This is a genomic window from Amphritea sp. 1_MG-2023 (genome assembly GCF_030547545.1).
Lineage (GTDB): Bacteria > Pseudomonadota > Gammaproteobacteria > Pseudomonadales > Balneatricaceae > Amphritea.
Map to the genome: position 1 here is coordinate 12,725 of NZ_JAUOQE010000018.1, position 16,709 is coordinate 29,433.

Sequence of the window (16,709 nt, forward strand, 5' to 3'; positions counted from 1 at the left end):
AACGGTAAGTGTCTCATTAATCAAGCAGAGCGGTCATCTCCGGCAGGATATGCGGCCGTCCGCGATGATTTAAGGCGGTGCCGATAACTAATCCTGTCAGACAGACCTTCTCATCTTCAATGCGAACCACTCGCTGACGAAAGCCAAATTTCACTTTACTGATACGCTCTAACTCGACTTCAACGCGAAAAGCGTCGCCACTCTTTAATGACGCTTTGTAATCCAGCTCGGAACGAATCACCACTAAATGAATACCCGCGTTAGTCAATGCCGCAAAATCGATGCCGCTCTGCAGCAGAAAGGCATGTCGAGCATGCTCAAGATAATTAAAATAGACACCGTTATTCACGATACCCTGCATATCTAGCTCATAATCCCTGACGCTCATATCGATACCGAACATTGAAAACCTCATCACCAAAAAAGGGTGCTGTCATAGCACCCTGTTAAACATCAATTATAACTAGTGAGTTGAGCGAATCGGTTGAACCGATTCAGGCGCTAGCGAGTTAATAATCGTCAACAATGCATCCACGCCGGCCTGTAAATTCGCATTATTATCAATTTTCAAAATATTACTCGGCAGGCTATCAACAAACTGTCGATGCCGATTCAATCGCTTAATAATCTCAGCTTCACTTTCTCGTCCTCGTTCAATCAGCCGTTGACGCAGTTGCTCTTCATCGACCTGAACCAGCACCGGAATCAAGTTCGGGTAAGCATGCTGAGCAATTTGTAGATATTCACGGGAGCCATTAATAACGACATTCACCCCCTTCGCTAACCAATTATCGATTTCTGAGCCGATGCCATAGCTATAATCATGAGAATACCATTGCATGGCAAACATCCCCATACTGGCACGCATATCAAACTCATCAGGGGATAGGTGGATATGATTTTCACCGCCAATATTTGGCGCTCGGGTGATATAACGGTGGGCAACAAAACAACGATGACTCGCCTGTAGACGCTGACGGCACCCCTCAAGCAAACTATCTTTACCGCTGCCTGAAGCGCCCACCAGATAGAGCAGCTTTCCACTCATAGGATGGTCTCTGAATTCTATACCGGTTATTAAGAGTTCAAGAATAATACGCTTAAAATGGAAACACCAGCCCTGATTAACTCGCCACACCGACAGCAAGCCACAAACAATCGCTTACGCACTGCCTCACTAAGGAAGGTGCGAATAAGTCCGTTATGTTCTCTGCGGACATTAGAATGGCCAGATACCGAAAGCCAGTGCAGCGAAATGTCTGGACCTTTTCAAGCTGGCTGACAAAGTAGATGACCATTCTAATATCCGCCCTTCGGGGCTTTCAGAGAAACAGGATCTCAGCGTTAACATTTTTCGACGTACAACCAGTATGCCTGTAACTGTTGCCTTGACCTCCAGCTTCTCTGTAAGCCAGAGGCGTAATTGACTTATTCGCATCTTCCCTAACATGTTAGCCTTACCGCTATCCTGCAGGTAACGATAGCCTAGCTATCGCTAACGGGTCGCTCAACGTAATCACTTCAGGGCCCGTACTGAGCAAAAAAAACCGCTCAATGAGCGGCTTTTAAATAACCCTATTCGCGTCAGTGATTACAGGCTCAATACCTTCTCACCACGCGACAAACCGGAAACACCCGTACGCACTACTTCCATAATATGGGCGGTGCCGAGAGTGTCGATAAAGGCATCCAATTTATCACTCGCGCCGGTCAGCTGCACGGTATAAGTAGTCGGCGTTACATCGATAATCTGGCCCCGGAAAATATCCGCAGTCCGCTTAATCTCAGCACGCATCTGACCACTGGCTTTCAGCTTAATCATCATCAATTCACGCTCGACATGATCACCTTCAGTCAAATCAACCACTTTGACCACATCGATTAGCTTATTAAGCTGCTTAGTAATCTGCTCGATTACTCGATCACTACCAATAGTAGTCACCGTCAGGCGAGACAGTGTTGAATCTTCTGTCGGGGCAACGGTAAGCGACTCAATGTTAAAGTTTCGCTGAGAGAACAATCCCACAACGCGGGACAATGCGCCAGGCTCGTTTTCCATCAGCACAGAAATAATATGTCTCATGATCAGGTTCTCTCCGTCTTACTCAACCACATATCACGCATAGAGCCACGTGGTACCTGCATCGGGTATACATGCTCAAACGGATCCACGGTGATATCCATAAATACCATCCGATCTTTCATCGCAAACGCTTTCGTCATCGCCGCTTCTAGATCTTCATATTTATCCACCTTCATACCAACGTGGCCATAGGCTTCAACCAGTTTGATAAAGTCCGGCAAAGACTCCATATACGAATGAGAGTGACGTGATTCATAGTTCATATCCTGCCACTGACGTACCATCCCCAAAGACTGGTTATTTAAGCAGATAACCTTGAGTGGAATGTTGTACTGACTAATAGTGGATAACTCTTGAATATTCATCTGAATGCTACCTTCGCCGGTAACACAAACGACCTCTTCATCTGGGAAGTTCATCTTCACGCCCATCGCCGCCGGTAAACCGAAGCCCATGGTGCCTAGGCCGCCAGAGTTAATCCAACGATTAGGTTTATTGAATTTATAATATTGCGCGGCAAACATCTGATGCTGACCAACGTCAGAACAGATATAAGCGTCTCCGCCCGTGACCTTGCTGAGCATCTCGATAACCTGTTGCGGCTTCATCTTCTCAGAATCATCGGTCAGATAACGACCTCCATGACGTGTCCGCCACTCATCAATCTGTTTCCACCACGCATCAATAGCCCCCTTCTCTGGTTGCTTCTTGCTGTTTTTAACCAGAGAAACCATCTCACTCAGCACATGCTTAGCAGGCCCAACGATCGGCACATCAGCTTTGATGGTTTTAGAAATAGAAGCTGGATCGATATCCACATGAATAATCTTCGCCGTGGGACAGAACTTATCGACGCCATTGGTTACTCGGTCATCAAAACGCGCACCCACCGCCAAAATCAGATCCGCATGATGCATCGCCATATTGGCTTCATAGCTACCGTGCATACCCAACATACCGATAAACTGGCGATCGGTACCTGGATAGCCGCCTAATCCCATCAGGGTATTCGTCACCGGTGCATTCAACAGCTGCGCTAACTCGGTTAACTCTTGGCTGGCATCACCTAAAATAACACCACCACCGCTATAGATAACCAAACGCTTGGCATCCAACACCATATCAATGGCTTTCTTAATCTGACCACTGTGACCACGACTAACGGGATTATAAGAACGCAGTTTAATGTTTTTCGGGTATTCGTAGTTAAAACGATCCGTTGGGTTGGTCATATCTTTAGGCACATCGACCACAACCGGTCCAGGACGACCACTTTCCGCAATATGGAATGCCTTCTTGATAATAGAAGGGATCTCTTCAGGATTCTGAACACTGAAACTATGCTTAACAACGGGACGGGAGACGCCGATCATATCGGTTTCTTGGAACGCATCTTCACCGATCAATGTACTCATGACTTGGCCGGTAATCACCACCATCGGTATTGAATCCATGTATGCCGTGGCAATACCGGTCACCGCATTGGTCGCACCTGGGCCAGAAGTCACCAGCGCCACACCTGCCTTACCGGTAGCACGAGCATACGCATCAGCCATATGGGTGGCCGCTTGCTCATGGCGTACTAAAACATGCTGCACATCGTCCTGCTGAAACAAGGCATCATAAATGTGCAGCAATGCGCCACCGGGATAGCCGTAGATGTGTTTCACACCCTCATCTCTAAGGGCGCGAATAACCATTTCGCCGCCTGAAAGTTGTTCCACAATAGTATCCTCAAATTACACGCACAGAGGCATGTATATAAAAATCTGATACTGGAGGATGTTATGACGCGCCTACTGGTGAGAAATAACATCAACCAGCAGGCTTTTGCGAAGGTGACCGATACGATCAGAGAAAGGCAAAAGCAACTCTTCATCCGATGATTACGTGTGGGTACACACTGTAAACCCGGGAAGATAAGCTGGGTGTGCTTATCAAGTTTCTGCTTCGGGGTAACCTACTTAGTGCAGAAACAACAAAATTGTGGCGTCATTCTGACAGTAGATTATGAAATGATCAAGAGAACAGCGATGATAAAACAAATATTCTTCAGTTGTATCACTCAAGACTGCCGACTCGGCAATGACAATGCTATAGTGAAAAAAAGTAAAATTAGCTAACCATAGATATTTTTCGAGTCGGAGATCGTTGCATGAACACTGCGGAAATTAAAAACAAGGAACGCGCATTAAATGAATTTGTGCTGGTATTACGCAAAATAATGGTAGAGCCAGATATCTGTCAAACCGCACTAGAAATCACCCGTAAACATATCGACGAAAAGCATGCCAATGTAAAAATTGCCGATGAACTGTCCGCCACCACTAGCATCAAAATTCCACTGGAACACAGCGAAGCAGATAGCCTATTTCTAGAGATGTTAAAAGATTTGGTTCGCGACGAAAAAGCGCTGTATTAAGCCAACCGTCCTCAAACTAGATCAACCTGATAGCGGGGATTCCCACCCTGCTTTCAACCCCTCATTTTCCCTGACTAAGCCTATAACTAAGCCAGAGACCTCCTCCGTCTCAGAGCCATCACCGCCACATCAAGAGTTTTCCTAAGATGAACCATCGCCGTCATTTTATCTCTGTCACAGACACAAAAACGCCCTGAAAAACAGGGCGCTTTAGACTCAGCAGTACTCGATTACAAACGGATACCTAGCGCCTTCACCGTCTCCATATTGATATATTCATCAACCGGTAGGTCATTCGCTCGCTGAAAGTCATTAACCGCAGACATCGTCTTACGACCAATCACGCCATCAATACGACCGGGGTCAAAGCCATCATCCAGTAGTGCTTTTTGAATATGGCTGATATTCGTAGTGGTCATATTGGTATCACACAAAATTGAGCGCCACTCCATATAGCCCTCTTTATCCAACTTACTGAGTGTGACCGTCCTATATTCGGCGGGAATCTCAAAACGTTTTTCCTGAGCCGCGACAGCAAGCTTAGTCACTTCAACCGTTTCATATTTTTCTGGAATATCCATTCGCTTGAAGCCCGCAGGCTGAACAACAACGGTACGCTCAACGGTCTTATATTGAGCCGGTGTTTCAGTTAGACAGATTTTATTACCCGTACGCGTACTGCTCGGATGCGTCATATCGTGAACTTCATGCCAATCAAACTCATAATCATGCACTTTTTTGGTTAACGCGACATCTGAATACTCCGCAGGCACTGCCATCCGCTGTTCCCGCGCTTCAGAAACCAGCTCTTGTACTTTCACTGTTTTATACTCAGCAGGTATCTCAATCGTGCGTGTACTAGCCGGTGTTACCAACACCTCACGAGAAACTGTTTTGTAAGTGGCTGGGATATCAACCAAACACATAATTTCACCGGTGGCCTGATCAATCTTCTGAATCGGCCCCGTGCCTTTTTTCCATACCGTATGGGCAGGCACATCGACAACCTGTTCGGTCATCGTTTTATATTGCGCCGGTATCTCTTGAATACGACTACTGGCTTCTTTCACCATGACGCGCTTTTCAACCCAACGATATTTCGCTGGCACGACGCTCACTTTTTCGTAAGCTTCGCGAGTTAAAACCGTTTCCTTGACCTGCTCAAACTCGGCAGGCACATAGTGCTCGTGAAAACACATGCCTGGCTTAGCCGCATCAAGATCAATACCGTGTGATGCCGCTGCCGCTAGTAAGTTCTGGCTAGCAGGAGCACTGTTTAAGCTTTTATCGATGCGCCAGACTTGCTCGGCTTCACGTATCAGTTTCTGTTCTTTAACGACATCATACTTGGCAGGCACCGGTGTCATTTTGAAGCTCGCCGGTTGCACCATGAGACGCTCAGTCACGGTTTGATATTGCGCGGGCACGACTTCAACGCGCTGCCCCGCCTCTTTGACTAATACCGTCTCGGTATACGTTTGATACTCTGGTTCCACCCAAACCCGAGCATAACACTCACCCGATTTGGCTGCGGGCGGTAGTAAGGGCTCACTTCCCACCCCTTGACTGGCGGCTTTATCGGCGAGCATCGCTTCCCGTTGTGCCAACGCTTTCTCTTTATCGATTAGGTTTTGATTACGCTGTTCTAACTCTACAGGATCGAAAACAGCCGTGGTCTGTGGCGTTTGAGTGCTACATGCAGCCAGAAAAATAGCGGCACTTAAGCCTGTCAGACGAAAGACATGATGCGATGTAATTTTCATACATCCCCCTCATAAAATTATTTTTTGTCTTATAAAGGTAGAACATAAATCCACTACTGCTATGCACCATTAGGCTAATACCCGCAAAAACGACAAAAAAAACGCGCTCATTCTTGCGAATAGCGCGTTTTTCGTTAGCGATCGTTATCAGATAGAAAAGAGGTGATGCTTTTTCTTACCAAGTTTAACTAGGAAAAAGCGCTGATAGGTGCCATTCGCTGCGGTAAAAATCGTGGCCGCTTGCATATTGTCATCCATGCCTTTCTCAACACCGTTGATGATCACCGCATTACGTTGCAGGGCATCTTTAATCTGCTTACCTGACGCCGCTAAACCCGCATCACTCAGCAGCGTGGTTAACGGTGTTTCAGCCAGATCGATATCCACTAAGCGAGAAGATGGTAAGCCATCCAGTTGTAGCTGTTCAAAATCAGCTTCGTTTAGGTCAGACAGATTACCGCTAAACAGTGCTTCAGTAATTCGCATCGCCGCCGTCAATCCCTCTTCGCCATGTACCAGACGCGTGACTTCTCGTGCCAATACCGCCTGCGCTTCAGGACGACCCTCACGCTCCGCATCTGACTTTTCTAACGCATCGATCGCTTCAACCGATAAGAAAGTAAAATATTTCAGGAAAGCATAAACATCGGCATCTGCGGTTTGCAGCCAGAACTGATAAAACGCATAAGGCGAGGTTTTAGTCGGTGACAGCCAAATGGTACCCGACTCGGTTTTACCAAATTTAGTGCCATCTGATTTAGTAATCAGCGGTAACGTCAGACCAAAAGCCTTGTTACCGTTCATCCGTCGTGTCAGCTCCGTTCCGCCGGTGATGTTGCCCCACTGATCAGAACCGCCAATCTGTAAGGTACAGTTATGGCTGACGTTCAGCTGTTGATAGTCATAGGATTGCAAAATCATATAGGTGAACTCGGTAAACGAGATACCCTCACCTTCACGATCGATACGCTGTTTCACCGACTCTTTCGCGATCATCTGATTCACCGAGAAGTGTTTACCCACATCCCGTAGAAACGTCAGAATATCCATGTCACGCGTCCAATCGAGATTATTGACCACGGCGGCACTGTTCGCGCCGCACTCAAAATCGATAAACTGACTCACCTGACCTTTAATTTTTTCGACCCAACCCGAGACGGTGGCATCGTCATTCAGTTTGCGTTCCTGAGCTTTAAAGCTAGGATCGCCGATCAAGCCAGTCGCACCGCCCACCAGCGCCAGCGGCTTATGACCCGCCTGCTGAAAACGTTTAAGCGCTAACAGCGGTACCAAAGAACCGATATGAAGACTGTCTGCGGTTGGATCGAAGCCACAATAAAGGGTGACAGAACCTTCAGCCAGGTGTTGTTCCAGTTCTTCTTCACTGGTCATCTGCGCGATCAATCCGCGCGCATTCAAATCCTGTAGCAGTGTTTTGTCTGTCATTGCCTTCTATTAACCCTTCATAAAATAAGTAGCCATTATTGGAGGTCGTATTCTACCCTTCCACATTAAATCCGACAAACCTATGATGCTGAAACAACGCTAAGATTCGGGTCGGTTAATCACGCGGATCGTTATTGAGTAACCATTGGCGGCGATTCACAGACAGTCGTGTCTCCCATCAATGGCAGTTTGACTGCTATATACACTGTTCTTCGCCGATATAATGTGAATATTTCGATTATTTGTTCGCTTCCGGTATACTTTGCATAACTTTTAACCACTGAGGCAGAGCCGCGTGTTGATAATCAAGCGTCTAAAACAGCATCTTCCCGTTACTCACCTGACGGCAGTCATTATCTGCACGGTGATTATTGCGCTAACGGCCATGCTAATGCCTTCGCAAGATGCACCCGCATCCGTATTGAATGCGACAAGTACCTCGGCACAACCTCTGCCTCTAAAAACGAGTACTGCTGACAGCACATCAACGCTATCGCAACAACAAATTCAACAACAGCCTCAACAACAGGCTTATCCACAAAGCCCCGATGTGTGGCAGGATTTCACCGTGCGTCAAGGGGACACGCTAACCTCGATTTTTAAACGGGCGGGGCTCAGCAGCCGAGAAGCCTTTCTTGTGAGTACCGCGGTCAAGGATACCGAGGCCTTAAAACGCATCTATCCAGGCCAAACACTCAGCTTTGTTATTAACGATCAGCAATTATACAAGCTCAAACATATCCGTAATCAACTCAACAGTTCATTGATTATCGCCTCCGAGCAGGGCTATGAGGTTAAAGAGATCGAAAAGCAGCCCGATATCCAACCACGCTTTATTCAAGGTTCTATCGAAAACTCCCTATTTCTCGATGCCTCTCGGGCAGGCTTATCGGATCGTATGATCATGGAGTTAGCCGCCATCTTCGGCTGGGATATCGATTTCGTACTGGATCTGCGTCAAGGCGATCATTTTAATCTGGTCTACGAAGAGCGATTTCTCGATAACCAAAAAATAGGCGAAGGTAACATCCTCTCGGCTCAGTTCGTCAATCAAGGTCAAAGCTATACCGCTATCCGCTATACCGATAGTCAAGGTAATAGTCGTTATTACACGCCTCAAGGTGACAGTATGCGTAAAGCCTTTTTACGCAGCCCAGTCGACTTTGCTCGCATCAGCTCCAGCTTCAAAACACGTCGCAAGCATCCCGTGCTCGGTCTTACTCGAGCTCATAAAGGCACCGACTATGCAGCCCGCACCGGCACACCGATCAAAGCGTCCGGCGATGGGAAAATCATTTGGCGAGGTAAAAAAGGCGGCTATGGTAACTGTGTTATCGTGCAACACGGGGGCAATATCACTACCCTCTATGCGCATATGAGCAATTACCGTAAAGGCCAGAAAAACGGCAGTCGCGTGCAACAAGGGGATGTGATTGGTTATGTCGGTCAAACCGGTCTCGCATCGGGCCCTCATTTGCATTACGAGTTCCGAGTTAACGGCGTCCATAAAAACCCACAAACAGTTAAGTTACCGCATGCCTCGCCTATAAATAAGGCTGAACGTGGGCATTTTTTCAGCGTAGCTGAACAGAGCCTGGCACAGCTAGAAGCTTACAAAGCGACTCAATTGGCTTCACTATCTGACTAATCTCAACCGGACTCTCAGGAACTTTCATGAATGCCCCGATTTTTATAGGCCTGATGTCCGGCACTAGCCTTGACAGTATTGATGCCGTCGCGGTGCGGTTTGAACCGACATTTGAATTGATCGCCAGCCATAACGAGCCCATTCCTGCCGCCATCCATGCTGCCACACTCGCACTGTTTAATCCCGCCGATAATGAGATTGAACGCTTAGGCCGACTAGATCTAGCGTTAGCGGAATTATTTGCCACGGCTGTCAACCAGCTGATTCATCGACATCAGCTTGAACGTGCCGATATCGTCGCGATCGGTAGTCATGGTCAGACGATTCGTCACCGTCCCGAAGCCCACTTCACCTTACAGATCGGCGATCCAAACCGCATAGCGGAACTCACCGGTATTACCACCGTTGCTGATTTTCGTCGTCGGGATATGGCCGCCGGCGGTCAAGGTGCCCCGCTCGTTCCCGCTTTTCATAGCGCACTCTTTCGTCACCCGAAACACAATCGAATACTGGTGAATATCGGTGGCATGGCGAACCTAACCATCCTTGAGGCAGCCGCCCACAAACCTGTACTCGGCTACGATACGGGCCCAGGCAATGTTTTAATGGATAGTTGGATCAAGCAGCAACAGCAGAAAAACTATGATCGAGAGGGCCAATGGGCGGCAACCGGAGAGGTTATCCCGCCACTCTTACAGGCGATGTTGGCACTCCCGTATTTCAGTGAAGCAGCGCCTAAAAGTACCGGCCGAGAACAATTTAATCACGCTTGGATCGAGCAGTCTCTCAAGGCGTTGGAAACGCAACCCAAGCCTGAGGACGTACAAGCTACCCTATTGGAATTAACCGCTCGCTCTATTACCGATGCTATCCTCAATCATCATCTCGATGATCTACAGATTTTTCTGTGTGGCGGCGGGAGTTATAATCAGACATTGAAAAAACGTCTGACTGAGCTACTCAAACCCCATTCACTGACGACCACCAGCGACCTAAACCTCGCCCCTGATTGGGTTGAAGCAGCAGCATTTGCATGGCTCGCGTACAGGACACTCAATCATCAAAGTGGTAACGAGCCCGGCGTTACTGGAGCAGCCGGTTATCGTCCATTAGGCGCCATTTATTGGGGTAACAGTGGCGTCTAAACGCTCACATCGCGGAGATGAGCGGAATTAACTGACGCTGATTGAGCATGATATCTGCGAGAGTGTATTGACGCATCGTATCGATAAAGGCCTGCATCCCTTTCAGCAACGCATTCTTAAGTTCGCAACCGGCGACTAACTGACAGGATGTGGTCACGCAATCGACACCGTCCAAATGATTTTCAAGCTGTTCAATCACCTCTCCGATATTGATCAGCTCAGGCTTAACGGCCAACCGAATCCCGCCATTTTTACCTCGAATCGTTTGAACATAACCCAGTTTGGCTAACTGTCCGATCACTTTGACCATATGGCTCTGAGACACTCGATAAACACCTGCAACCTCAGCCACACTGCTCAGTTGATCCTCTTTCAAGCTAGCAAGATACATCAATGTTCGCAGACCAAAATCGGTAAAAGCCGTCAGTCTCATAGACACTCCAACACGGGCAAAAAATTAATAAAAACGGGGTAAATAACTATACCCCGTTTCATAGTCGCACAATAGTCGATGCCTCTATAAACGTCTCAACAATAGATTACAGCCGGTTGCTAAGGCGGCGGCCTGTGGATAAAGAACTCCCCACAGGTTTAATTGATCAGTGCTGAGGCAAAAAAACAGCGACATCACGCCGGCCACCGTCGCACTCTTGCAAATCAGTTTTATCACGCTCAGTTAACACTCTCTCCTGGCCCAAAGACTTCATAGTTTAGTTGTTCATCATCGATACCTAAGTCTTTTAATTGACTGTGAATCAACCGCATAAACGGCAATGGGCCGCAAAAATAAAACTCAGCATCCGCCGGACAGTAATGTTTCAACCACTCAGTCGTAATATAGCCTTGATGATCATAATCACGGGATTGTTGTGCTCCCGCCGGATCGTCATAGAAAATCGCCGTCGTGAGCTGAGGGTAATCTCGCTTGAGGCAGCCGATATGCTCGGCAAACGCATGGGATTGACGATTTCGGGTTCCCTGTAGCCAAGTGACGTGACGAGTATCGTTGCTTCGTAACAGATCATTCAACATACTCAGCATCGGCGTGACACCCACCCCACCGCTAATAAGCACCACGGGACGATCATTGTGTTTCAAACAGAAATCACCACTGGGCATATGCACGGCCAACTGACTGCCCACTTTAAGCGTATTATGTAGGTAGAGTGAAACCTTTCCATCCGGCACCTCGGCTAACGGAGATGATTCACGTTTAACCGAGATTCGATAACCCTCTGGGCGATAGCTATCCGAGAGGCTGTACTGACGAATCTCTTCATACGCCCAATCAGGGCTCGTCACTTTGACACTCAAGAACTGACCGGGGCGATATTTCGGTAACGGCTGAGCGTCGTCGGGACTCAGATAAAAAGAACGAATTTCATCGCTCTCATCAACCTCACGCGTCACGTGAAACGCTTTAAAACCCGCCCAACCTTCCGCTTCGGCTTGACTATAGAGTTGCGCTTCTCGACCGATAAGAATATCCGCCAGTTGCTGATAAGCCTCCGCCCATGCGGCCAGCACGGCATCGGTCACGACCTCATCGCCCAATACTTCTTGAATCGCTCGTAGCAGATTGCGACCCACAATATCGTACTGCGGCGGCGTTATATCCAAGCTAAAATGTTTCGCGGCAATTTTCTCTACAACGCCGCCTAGCGCACCGAGATTATCGATATTCGCGGCATATCCCAAAATAGCCGCGGCCAGTGTCGACTGTTGTCGTCCACTCGCTTGACTCGCCATATTGAAGACATGCTGCAATTCGGGGTTTTCAGCAAATAGCAGCCGGTAAAAGTGTTGTGTAATCGCTTCCCCTGATGCTTGAATAGCAGGCACGGTAGCTTTGACGATCGTGATAGTCTCAGTTTTCATAGACAGCCTTAGTGTTGATATAGAATTATTTAATGGTGCAGTCCATAACACCGCGTGTTTGATGTTGGTGTTACCGCGGGTCGAGGTGATGCGCTTCTAGATAAGGGAAAAGCGTCCGCTCTTCAAAGCACATATTCACTTTGAAGAACGGGCGCTTTTACTAAAACGGCAAATGCCTGTAGATTCTCAGCATTGGGAGACGCCATCAACGATCGCAGCTGTTGATGTTCATGCCAAAACTGCGACAAAAGCGGTGCTTCTATTCCCTCGACTAAGCTTTCCTCTTCGCTAAAGAGAGTCAGCAGCTCCGGCTGCAATTGATCGCCTTCCTGCTGCCAATAACTCAGCACCGCTGTGACACCGTCTTCAGCGCGTTCGAGTATCCGTTTCACATGCACTAACGCGGTATGATGTTCTCGGCTCAAGGGCTTAAGTATCTCCGACCTATGCATCTATTGACTCCTGAGGTTCTTTAGTAAGAGAAGAATATTCCTGTTAATATTCATTTGAAATGAATATTAACAGGGTATAACATATATATCAAATGAACATTATAGATAGGCACAACCATGATTACTTGGACAACTAGCGAGATCTACGTTTTTATAACGGTCATCGTCATGATTTTGTTAAAACTCTGGAGTGTCTGGCACGTTGCACTTAAGGCGGGAGCAAATCGAGAGGGACGTATCATTTTTCTAGGCTTGCTAAGCGGCCTCAGCCTCTTTGGCTTAACCGCAAAACTCTATATCTCGCATGTATTGAGTTAATGACTTGCGTACGTGATGACTAATTAACGGCAAACTTTCAACGGCTTATGCGAAAAACAACAAAGCCCCGTTAACGTCTATTTACATCGGTAAATAGACGTTAACGGGGCTTCTAATACAGCATGATCAGCATCAGCGCATTGTCGTGTTAATCAGATCGAGAAAGAGGAACCACAGCCACAGGTCGTGGTTGCATTAGGATTATCGATAACAAACTGAGAACCTTGCAGACCCTCTTTATAATCCACTACCGAGCCGACCAGATATTGATAGCTCATCGGATCAATCAGCATAGTGACGCCATCATTTTCAATCGCGGTATCATCATCAGCCACCGCTTCATCAAAAGTGAAACCGTAAGAGAATCCCGCACACCCGCCACCGGTAATAAATACCCGTAACTTAAGGTTATCGTTCTGCTCCTCTTCGATCAGACGTCTTACCTTCGCCGCGGCGGAATCTGAAAAAACCATGTCCGGCTGCTGGTCAGTCATCTCTGTCATATCTGCTCACTCACTCGTGTTTACCTGTTCAGGGATCTATTATCTATTTAACCGACTAATTTAGTCAAGTATAGAAAGTTCCGATTACGGCATCATGCCGGTATGTCGCAACCCTTCGGCCTCATCAAAGCCGAACATAATATTCAAATTCTGAATCGCCTGACCCGCCGCGCCCTTAACCAAATTATCAATCACCGATAACACCACCACGGTATCATCGTCCTGTGGCCGAAAGACGCTAATCCGACACATATTCGCGCCTTTGACGCTACGTGTTTCTGGCAAGCTGCCGGCAGGCATCACATCGACAAATGGCTCATTGGCATAACGTTGTTCAAATAAGGCCTGCAAGCCATCAGTAGGATCTTTAAGTATGCCGTACAGGGTCGCGTGGATACCTCGAATCATCGGGGTTAAATGCGGTACGAAGGTCAAGCCGACAGGCCGCCCCGCCGCTGCGCTTAGGCCTTGCTTAACCTCCGGCAGATGACGATGACCCGCTACGGCATAGGCTTTCATATTTTCACTGCTTTCACATAGCAGTGAACCCACCTTTGCACCACGACCTGCACCACTGACACCCGATTTAACATCGGCAATCAGACGACGATGATCGATCAAGCCGTTTTCAACCAAGGGTAAAAAGCCTAGCTGAGTGGCCGTAGGGTAACATCCAGGACAGGCAATTAGACGCGCCTCCTTGATGGCGGCACGGTTGATTTCAGGTAAACCATAGACCGCTTGCGCGGTTAGTGCTGGACTGGTGTGTTCCATGCCATACCATTGAGACCAAAGCTCGAGATCTTTAATACGGAAGTCGGCCCCTAGATCGATCACCCGTACACCCCGTTCAACCAACTCGGGGGCCATTTTCATTGCCACACCGTGAGGCGTGGCAAAAAACACCGCATCACATTGGGCTAATGTATCCACGTTCGGCACCGAAAACTGCAGATCGTAGTGACCACGCAGGTTGGGGTACATATCGTCGATTCGCACTCCTTCCTCAGAACGCGAGGTGATCACCTCAACTGACACTTCAGGATGGTTTGCCAACAGTCTTAGCAGCTCTACGCCGGTATAACCGGTGCCGCCCACGATACCTACTTTGATCACTTTGACCTCTCAAATGGTTCTACGGTTTTCTATTCAGTCTACGTATGATACAAACCCTTGCGAGGCATTACTATTGCGTACCGCTAAAATAGGCCACTATAGCCCTGTTCATGTTAACGGGGTGGTAGGATAATCATTACTAAACTCCCCGCTATCTGTGCTTTAACAAAGGCTGACTCACATCAAATGTTAAAAGACTCGATGTCATTCACTCACTTTCGCAATCGACTAGCTCACGTTGAAGCCTTACCACAGCTGGTGCTGCTGGGGATTCTTTCTGGACTGGCAACGGGATTAGTCATTCTAGCCTTCCGCCTATTGATCGATCTACCATTACAAGCATGGCTACCGGGCGGTCAAAGTGAGAACTTTGAAGCATTACCCGTATGGGCGCGTGTGCTACTGCCCATCATCGGTACACTCGCGATTGCCTTGCTGTTCTGGAACATATCTCCGGCTAGTCGCAAAGTCGGCATTCTCCATGTCATGGAACGGCTCAGTTATCATCAAGGAAACCTGCCCGGCAAAAACATGTTGGTGCAGTTCGTGGGGGCTGCGATCGCCCTATTAAGCGGACATTCGGTCGGTCGCGAAGGGCCCGCCGTGCATCTGGGAGCGGCCTGCGGTAGTTTGGTCGGTCAGGTGCTGAAACTGCCGAATAACTCTTTACGTATTCTGGTGGGTTGTGGCGTAGCTGCCGCCATCTCCGCGGCGTTCAATACCCCTCTGGCCGGCGTTATCTTCTCGATGGAAGTAATTCTGATGGAATATACAGTGATCGGCTTTACCCCGGTGCTCGTGGCCTCCGTCACGGCCACCTTACTGATCCGCTTTGTCTACGGTGACGAATCCGCCTTCACTATCCCAGCACTACAGATTCAATCCATGTCAGAACTACCGTTTGTCATGTTACTGGGCATTCTCTGTGCTTTAGTCGCTGCCGCGTTTATCAGTATTTTGCTGCAGACACAGAAAACCATCACCTGGCCGCTAGGCATAAAACTGTTAACCGCAGGATTATTAACAGGCATCGTCGCCAGTGGCTATCCACAGGTCATGGGGCTTGGCTATGACACGTTATCGGAAGTCCTAGAGGGCAGCATGGGGTTAACGTTGTTGGTCTGTTTGTTGCTAACTAAAGGCCTGCTCACACCGATCGTACTGGGCCTAGGTGTGCCCGGCGGTCTGATTGGCCCGACGCTATATATTGGGGCCCTCACCGGAGCCGCCTTTGCCTTACTAGTCGCCTATGTGACCGGTGCCAGCCATTCAGGGGTTGGCTTTTACGCCATGCTGGGGATGGGCGCGATGATGGGTGCGGTGCTGAATGCCCCCTTAGCCGCGCTAATTGCATTACTCGAACTCACCGCCAACCCGAATATCATCTTTCCGGGGATGCTCGCGATCGTCGTGGCTAGCATCACCGTGCGTTTTTTCTTTAAACAACCGTCTATCTTTCTCAATCAACTCTACGCTCAAGGGCTGGACTATCGTCAAGAACCGCTCGCTCAAGCGCTATCACGTCAAGGCGTTAGCAGCGTGATGCATAGCCATATTATCCACTGCGCCATGAACATCAACGTGGAAGCCGCCAGACGCATATTGGCACACCAACCGGATTGGATTGTGCTCGAAGATAACGATCAGTTACCGCGTTACATTCTGCTACCCGCCAGTTTAGAGCAGTTTATGGCGCAGCAAAGTGAGCAGCCTGACTTTAACGCTGAGCAAACACTCATACTCACAGAAGTACCCGCGGTGCGTAAAGATATCGCCGTGATCGGTATCAATGCGACGCTCAAAGAGGCCCTCGATCGGATGAATCAGCAACGGGTCGATGCGTTGTGGATACAAAACTATAGCAAAGAGATCACCGGCATTCTCACCCGCGAACAGGTTGAGCACTTCTATACCCAAAAAATCGAACCATAACCC

16 protein-coding genes are annotated in these 16,709 nt (G+C 48.3%); 5 read left to right on the forward strand and 11 right to left on the reverse strand.

The genetic code is table 11. From position 1 onward, the window contains the following. Window positions 1-16: 16 nt before the first annotated feature. The 4 genes from Q4488_RS10825 to Q4488_RS10840 form a co-directional block, all read right to left on the reverse strand. Entirely contained in the window at window positions 17-403 is a 387-nt protein-coding gene (locus Q4488_RS10825; protein WP_303580486.1) for a thioesterase family protein, read from the reverse strand. A 60-nt stretch (window positions 404-463) separates the two neighbouring features. Next, window positions 464-1,048, reverse strand: a complete 585-nt coding sequence (gene phnN, locus Q4488_RS10830; RefSeq protein ID WP_303580487.1) for a phosphonate metabolism protein/1,5-bisphosphokinase (PRPP-forming) PhnN — start codon at window positions 1,046-1,048, stop codon at window positions 464-466. Window positions 1,049-1,591: 543 nt separating this feature from the next. Then, window positions 1,592-2,083, reverse strand: coding sequence for an acetolactate synthase small subunit (gene ilvN / locus Q4488_RS10835; RefSeq protein WP_303580488.1), 492 nt, complete (start codon window positions 2,081-2,083; stop codon window positions 1,592-1,594). Between the two features lie 2 nt (window positions 2,084-2,085). Next, on the reverse strand, window positions 2,086-3,807 hold the full coding sequence (locus Q4488_RS10840; RefSeq protein ID WP_303580489.1) for an acetolactate synthase 3 large subunit: 1,722 nt from the start codon (window positions 3,805-3,807) through the stop codon (window positions 2,086-2,088). A gap of 431 nt (window positions 3,808-4,238) precedes the next feature. On the opposite strand from Q4488_RS10840, the gene Q4488_RS10845 reads away from it, so the two are divergent. Beyond that, the gene (locus Q4488_RS10845) at window positions 4,239-4,505 is read left to right on the forward strand and encodes a hypothetical protein (RefSeq protein WP_303580490.1); all 267 of its coding nucleotides are present in this window, start codon (window positions 4,239-4,241) and stop codon (window positions 4,503-4,505) included. A gap of 230 nt (window positions 4,506-4,735) precedes the next feature. On the opposite strand, the gene Q4488_RS10850 is transcribed toward Q4488_RS10845, so the two are convergent. Together Q4488_RS10850 and tyrS are read right to left on the reverse strand one after the other, a co-directional pair. Then, window positions 4,736-6,268 carry a peptidoglycan-binding protein gene (locus Q4488_RS10850; RefSeq protein ID WP_303580491.1) on the reverse strand — a complete coding sequence of 511 codons (1,533 nt, stop codon included), beginning with the start codon at window positions 6,266-6,268 and terminating at the stop codon, window positions 4,736-4,738. Between the two features lie 147 nt (window positions 6,269-6,415). Then, window positions 6,416-7,714: a tyrosine--tRNA ligase gene (gene tyrS, locus Q4488_RS10855; RefSeq protein WP_303580492.1), complete on the reverse strand. Its 1,299-nt coding sequence runs from the start codon at window positions 7,712-7,714 to the stop codon at window positions 6,416-6,418. 295 nt (window positions 7,715-8,009) lie between these two features. Here tyrS and Q4488_RS10860 point away from each other — a divergent pair, with 295 nt between their 5' ends. Both Q4488_RS10860 and Q4488_RS10865 read left to right on the forward strand, forming a co-directional pair. Then, window positions 8,010-9,362: an OapA family protein gene (locus Q4488_RS10860; protein WP_303580493.1), complete on the forward strand. Its 1,353-nt coding sequence runs from the start codon at window positions 8,010-8,012 to the stop codon at window positions 9,360-9,362. A gap of 26 nt (window positions 9,363-9,388) precedes the next feature. Further along, the gene (locus Q4488_RS10865) at window positions 9,389-10,507 is read left to right on the forward strand and encodes an anhydro-N-acetylmuramic acid kinase (RefSeq protein WP_303580494.1); all 1,119 of its coding nucleotides are present in this window, start codon (window positions 9,389-9,391) and stop codon (window positions 10,505-10,507) included. Between the two features lie 4 nt (window positions 10,508-10,511). Here Q4488_RS10865 and Q4488_RS10870 read toward each other — a convergent pair whose 3' ends face one another. From Q4488_RS10870 to Q4488_RS10880, 3 genes are all read right to left on the reverse strand, one after another. Beyond that, window positions 10,512-10,940, reverse strand: a complete 429-nt coding sequence (locus Q4488_RS10870; protein ID WP_303580495.1) for an Rrf2 family transcriptional regulator — start codon at window positions 10,938-10,940, stop codon at window positions 10,512-10,514. Window positions 10,941-11,179: 239 nt separating this feature from the next. Next, entirely contained in the window at window positions 11,180-12,385 is a 1,206-nt protein-coding gene (gene hmpA, locus Q4488_RS10875) for an NO-inducible flavohemoprotein (RefSeq protein WP_303580496.1), read from the reverse strand. Window positions 12,386-12,507: 122 nt separating this feature from the next. Beyond that, a complete protein-coding gene (locus Q4488_RS10880) occupies window positions 12,508-12,837 on the reverse strand; it encodes a hypothetical protein (RefSeq protein WP_303580497.1) in 330 nt (109 codons plus the stop codon). 117 nt (window positions 12,838-12,954) lie between these two features. Between Q4488_RS10880 and Q4488_RS10885 the strand changes: the two genes are divergently transcribed. Further along, window positions 12,955-13,155: a hypothetical protein gene (locus Q4488_RS10885; RefSeq protein ID WP_303580498.1), complete on the forward strand. Its 201-nt coding sequence runs from the start codon at window positions 12,955-12,957 to the stop codon at window positions 13,153-13,155. 152 nt (window positions 13,156-13,307) lie between these two features. On the opposite strand, the gene erpA is transcribed toward Q4488_RS10885, so the two are convergent. Further along, window positions 13,308-13,658 (reverse strand): iron-sulfur cluster insertion protein ErpA, encoded by a 351-nt coding sequence (gene erpA / locus Q4488_RS10890; RefSeq protein WP_303580499.1) that lies wholly within the window; start codon window positions 13,656-13,658, stop codon window positions 13,308-13,310. An 84-nt stretch (window positions 13,659-13,742) separates the two neighbouring features. Next, window positions 13,743-14,774 carry an N-acetyl-gamma-glutamyl-phosphate reductase gene (gene argC, locus Q4488_RS10895; protein WP_303580500.1) on the reverse strand — a complete coding sequence of 344 codons (1,032 nt, stop codon included), beginning with the start codon at window positions 14,772-14,774 and terminating at the stop codon, window positions 13,743-13,745. Window positions 14,775-14,960: 186 nt separating this feature from the next. Here argC and Q4488_RS10900 point away from each other — a divergent pair, with 186 nt between their 5' ends. Continuing rightward, the gene (locus tag Q4488_RS10900; RefSeq protein ID WP_303580501.1) at window positions 14,961-16,706 is read left to right on the forward strand and encodes a chloride channel protein; all 1,746 of its coding nucleotides are present in this window, start codon (window positions 14,961-14,963) and stop codon (window positions 16,704-16,706) included. Window positions 16,707-16,709: the final 3 nt, after the last annotated feature.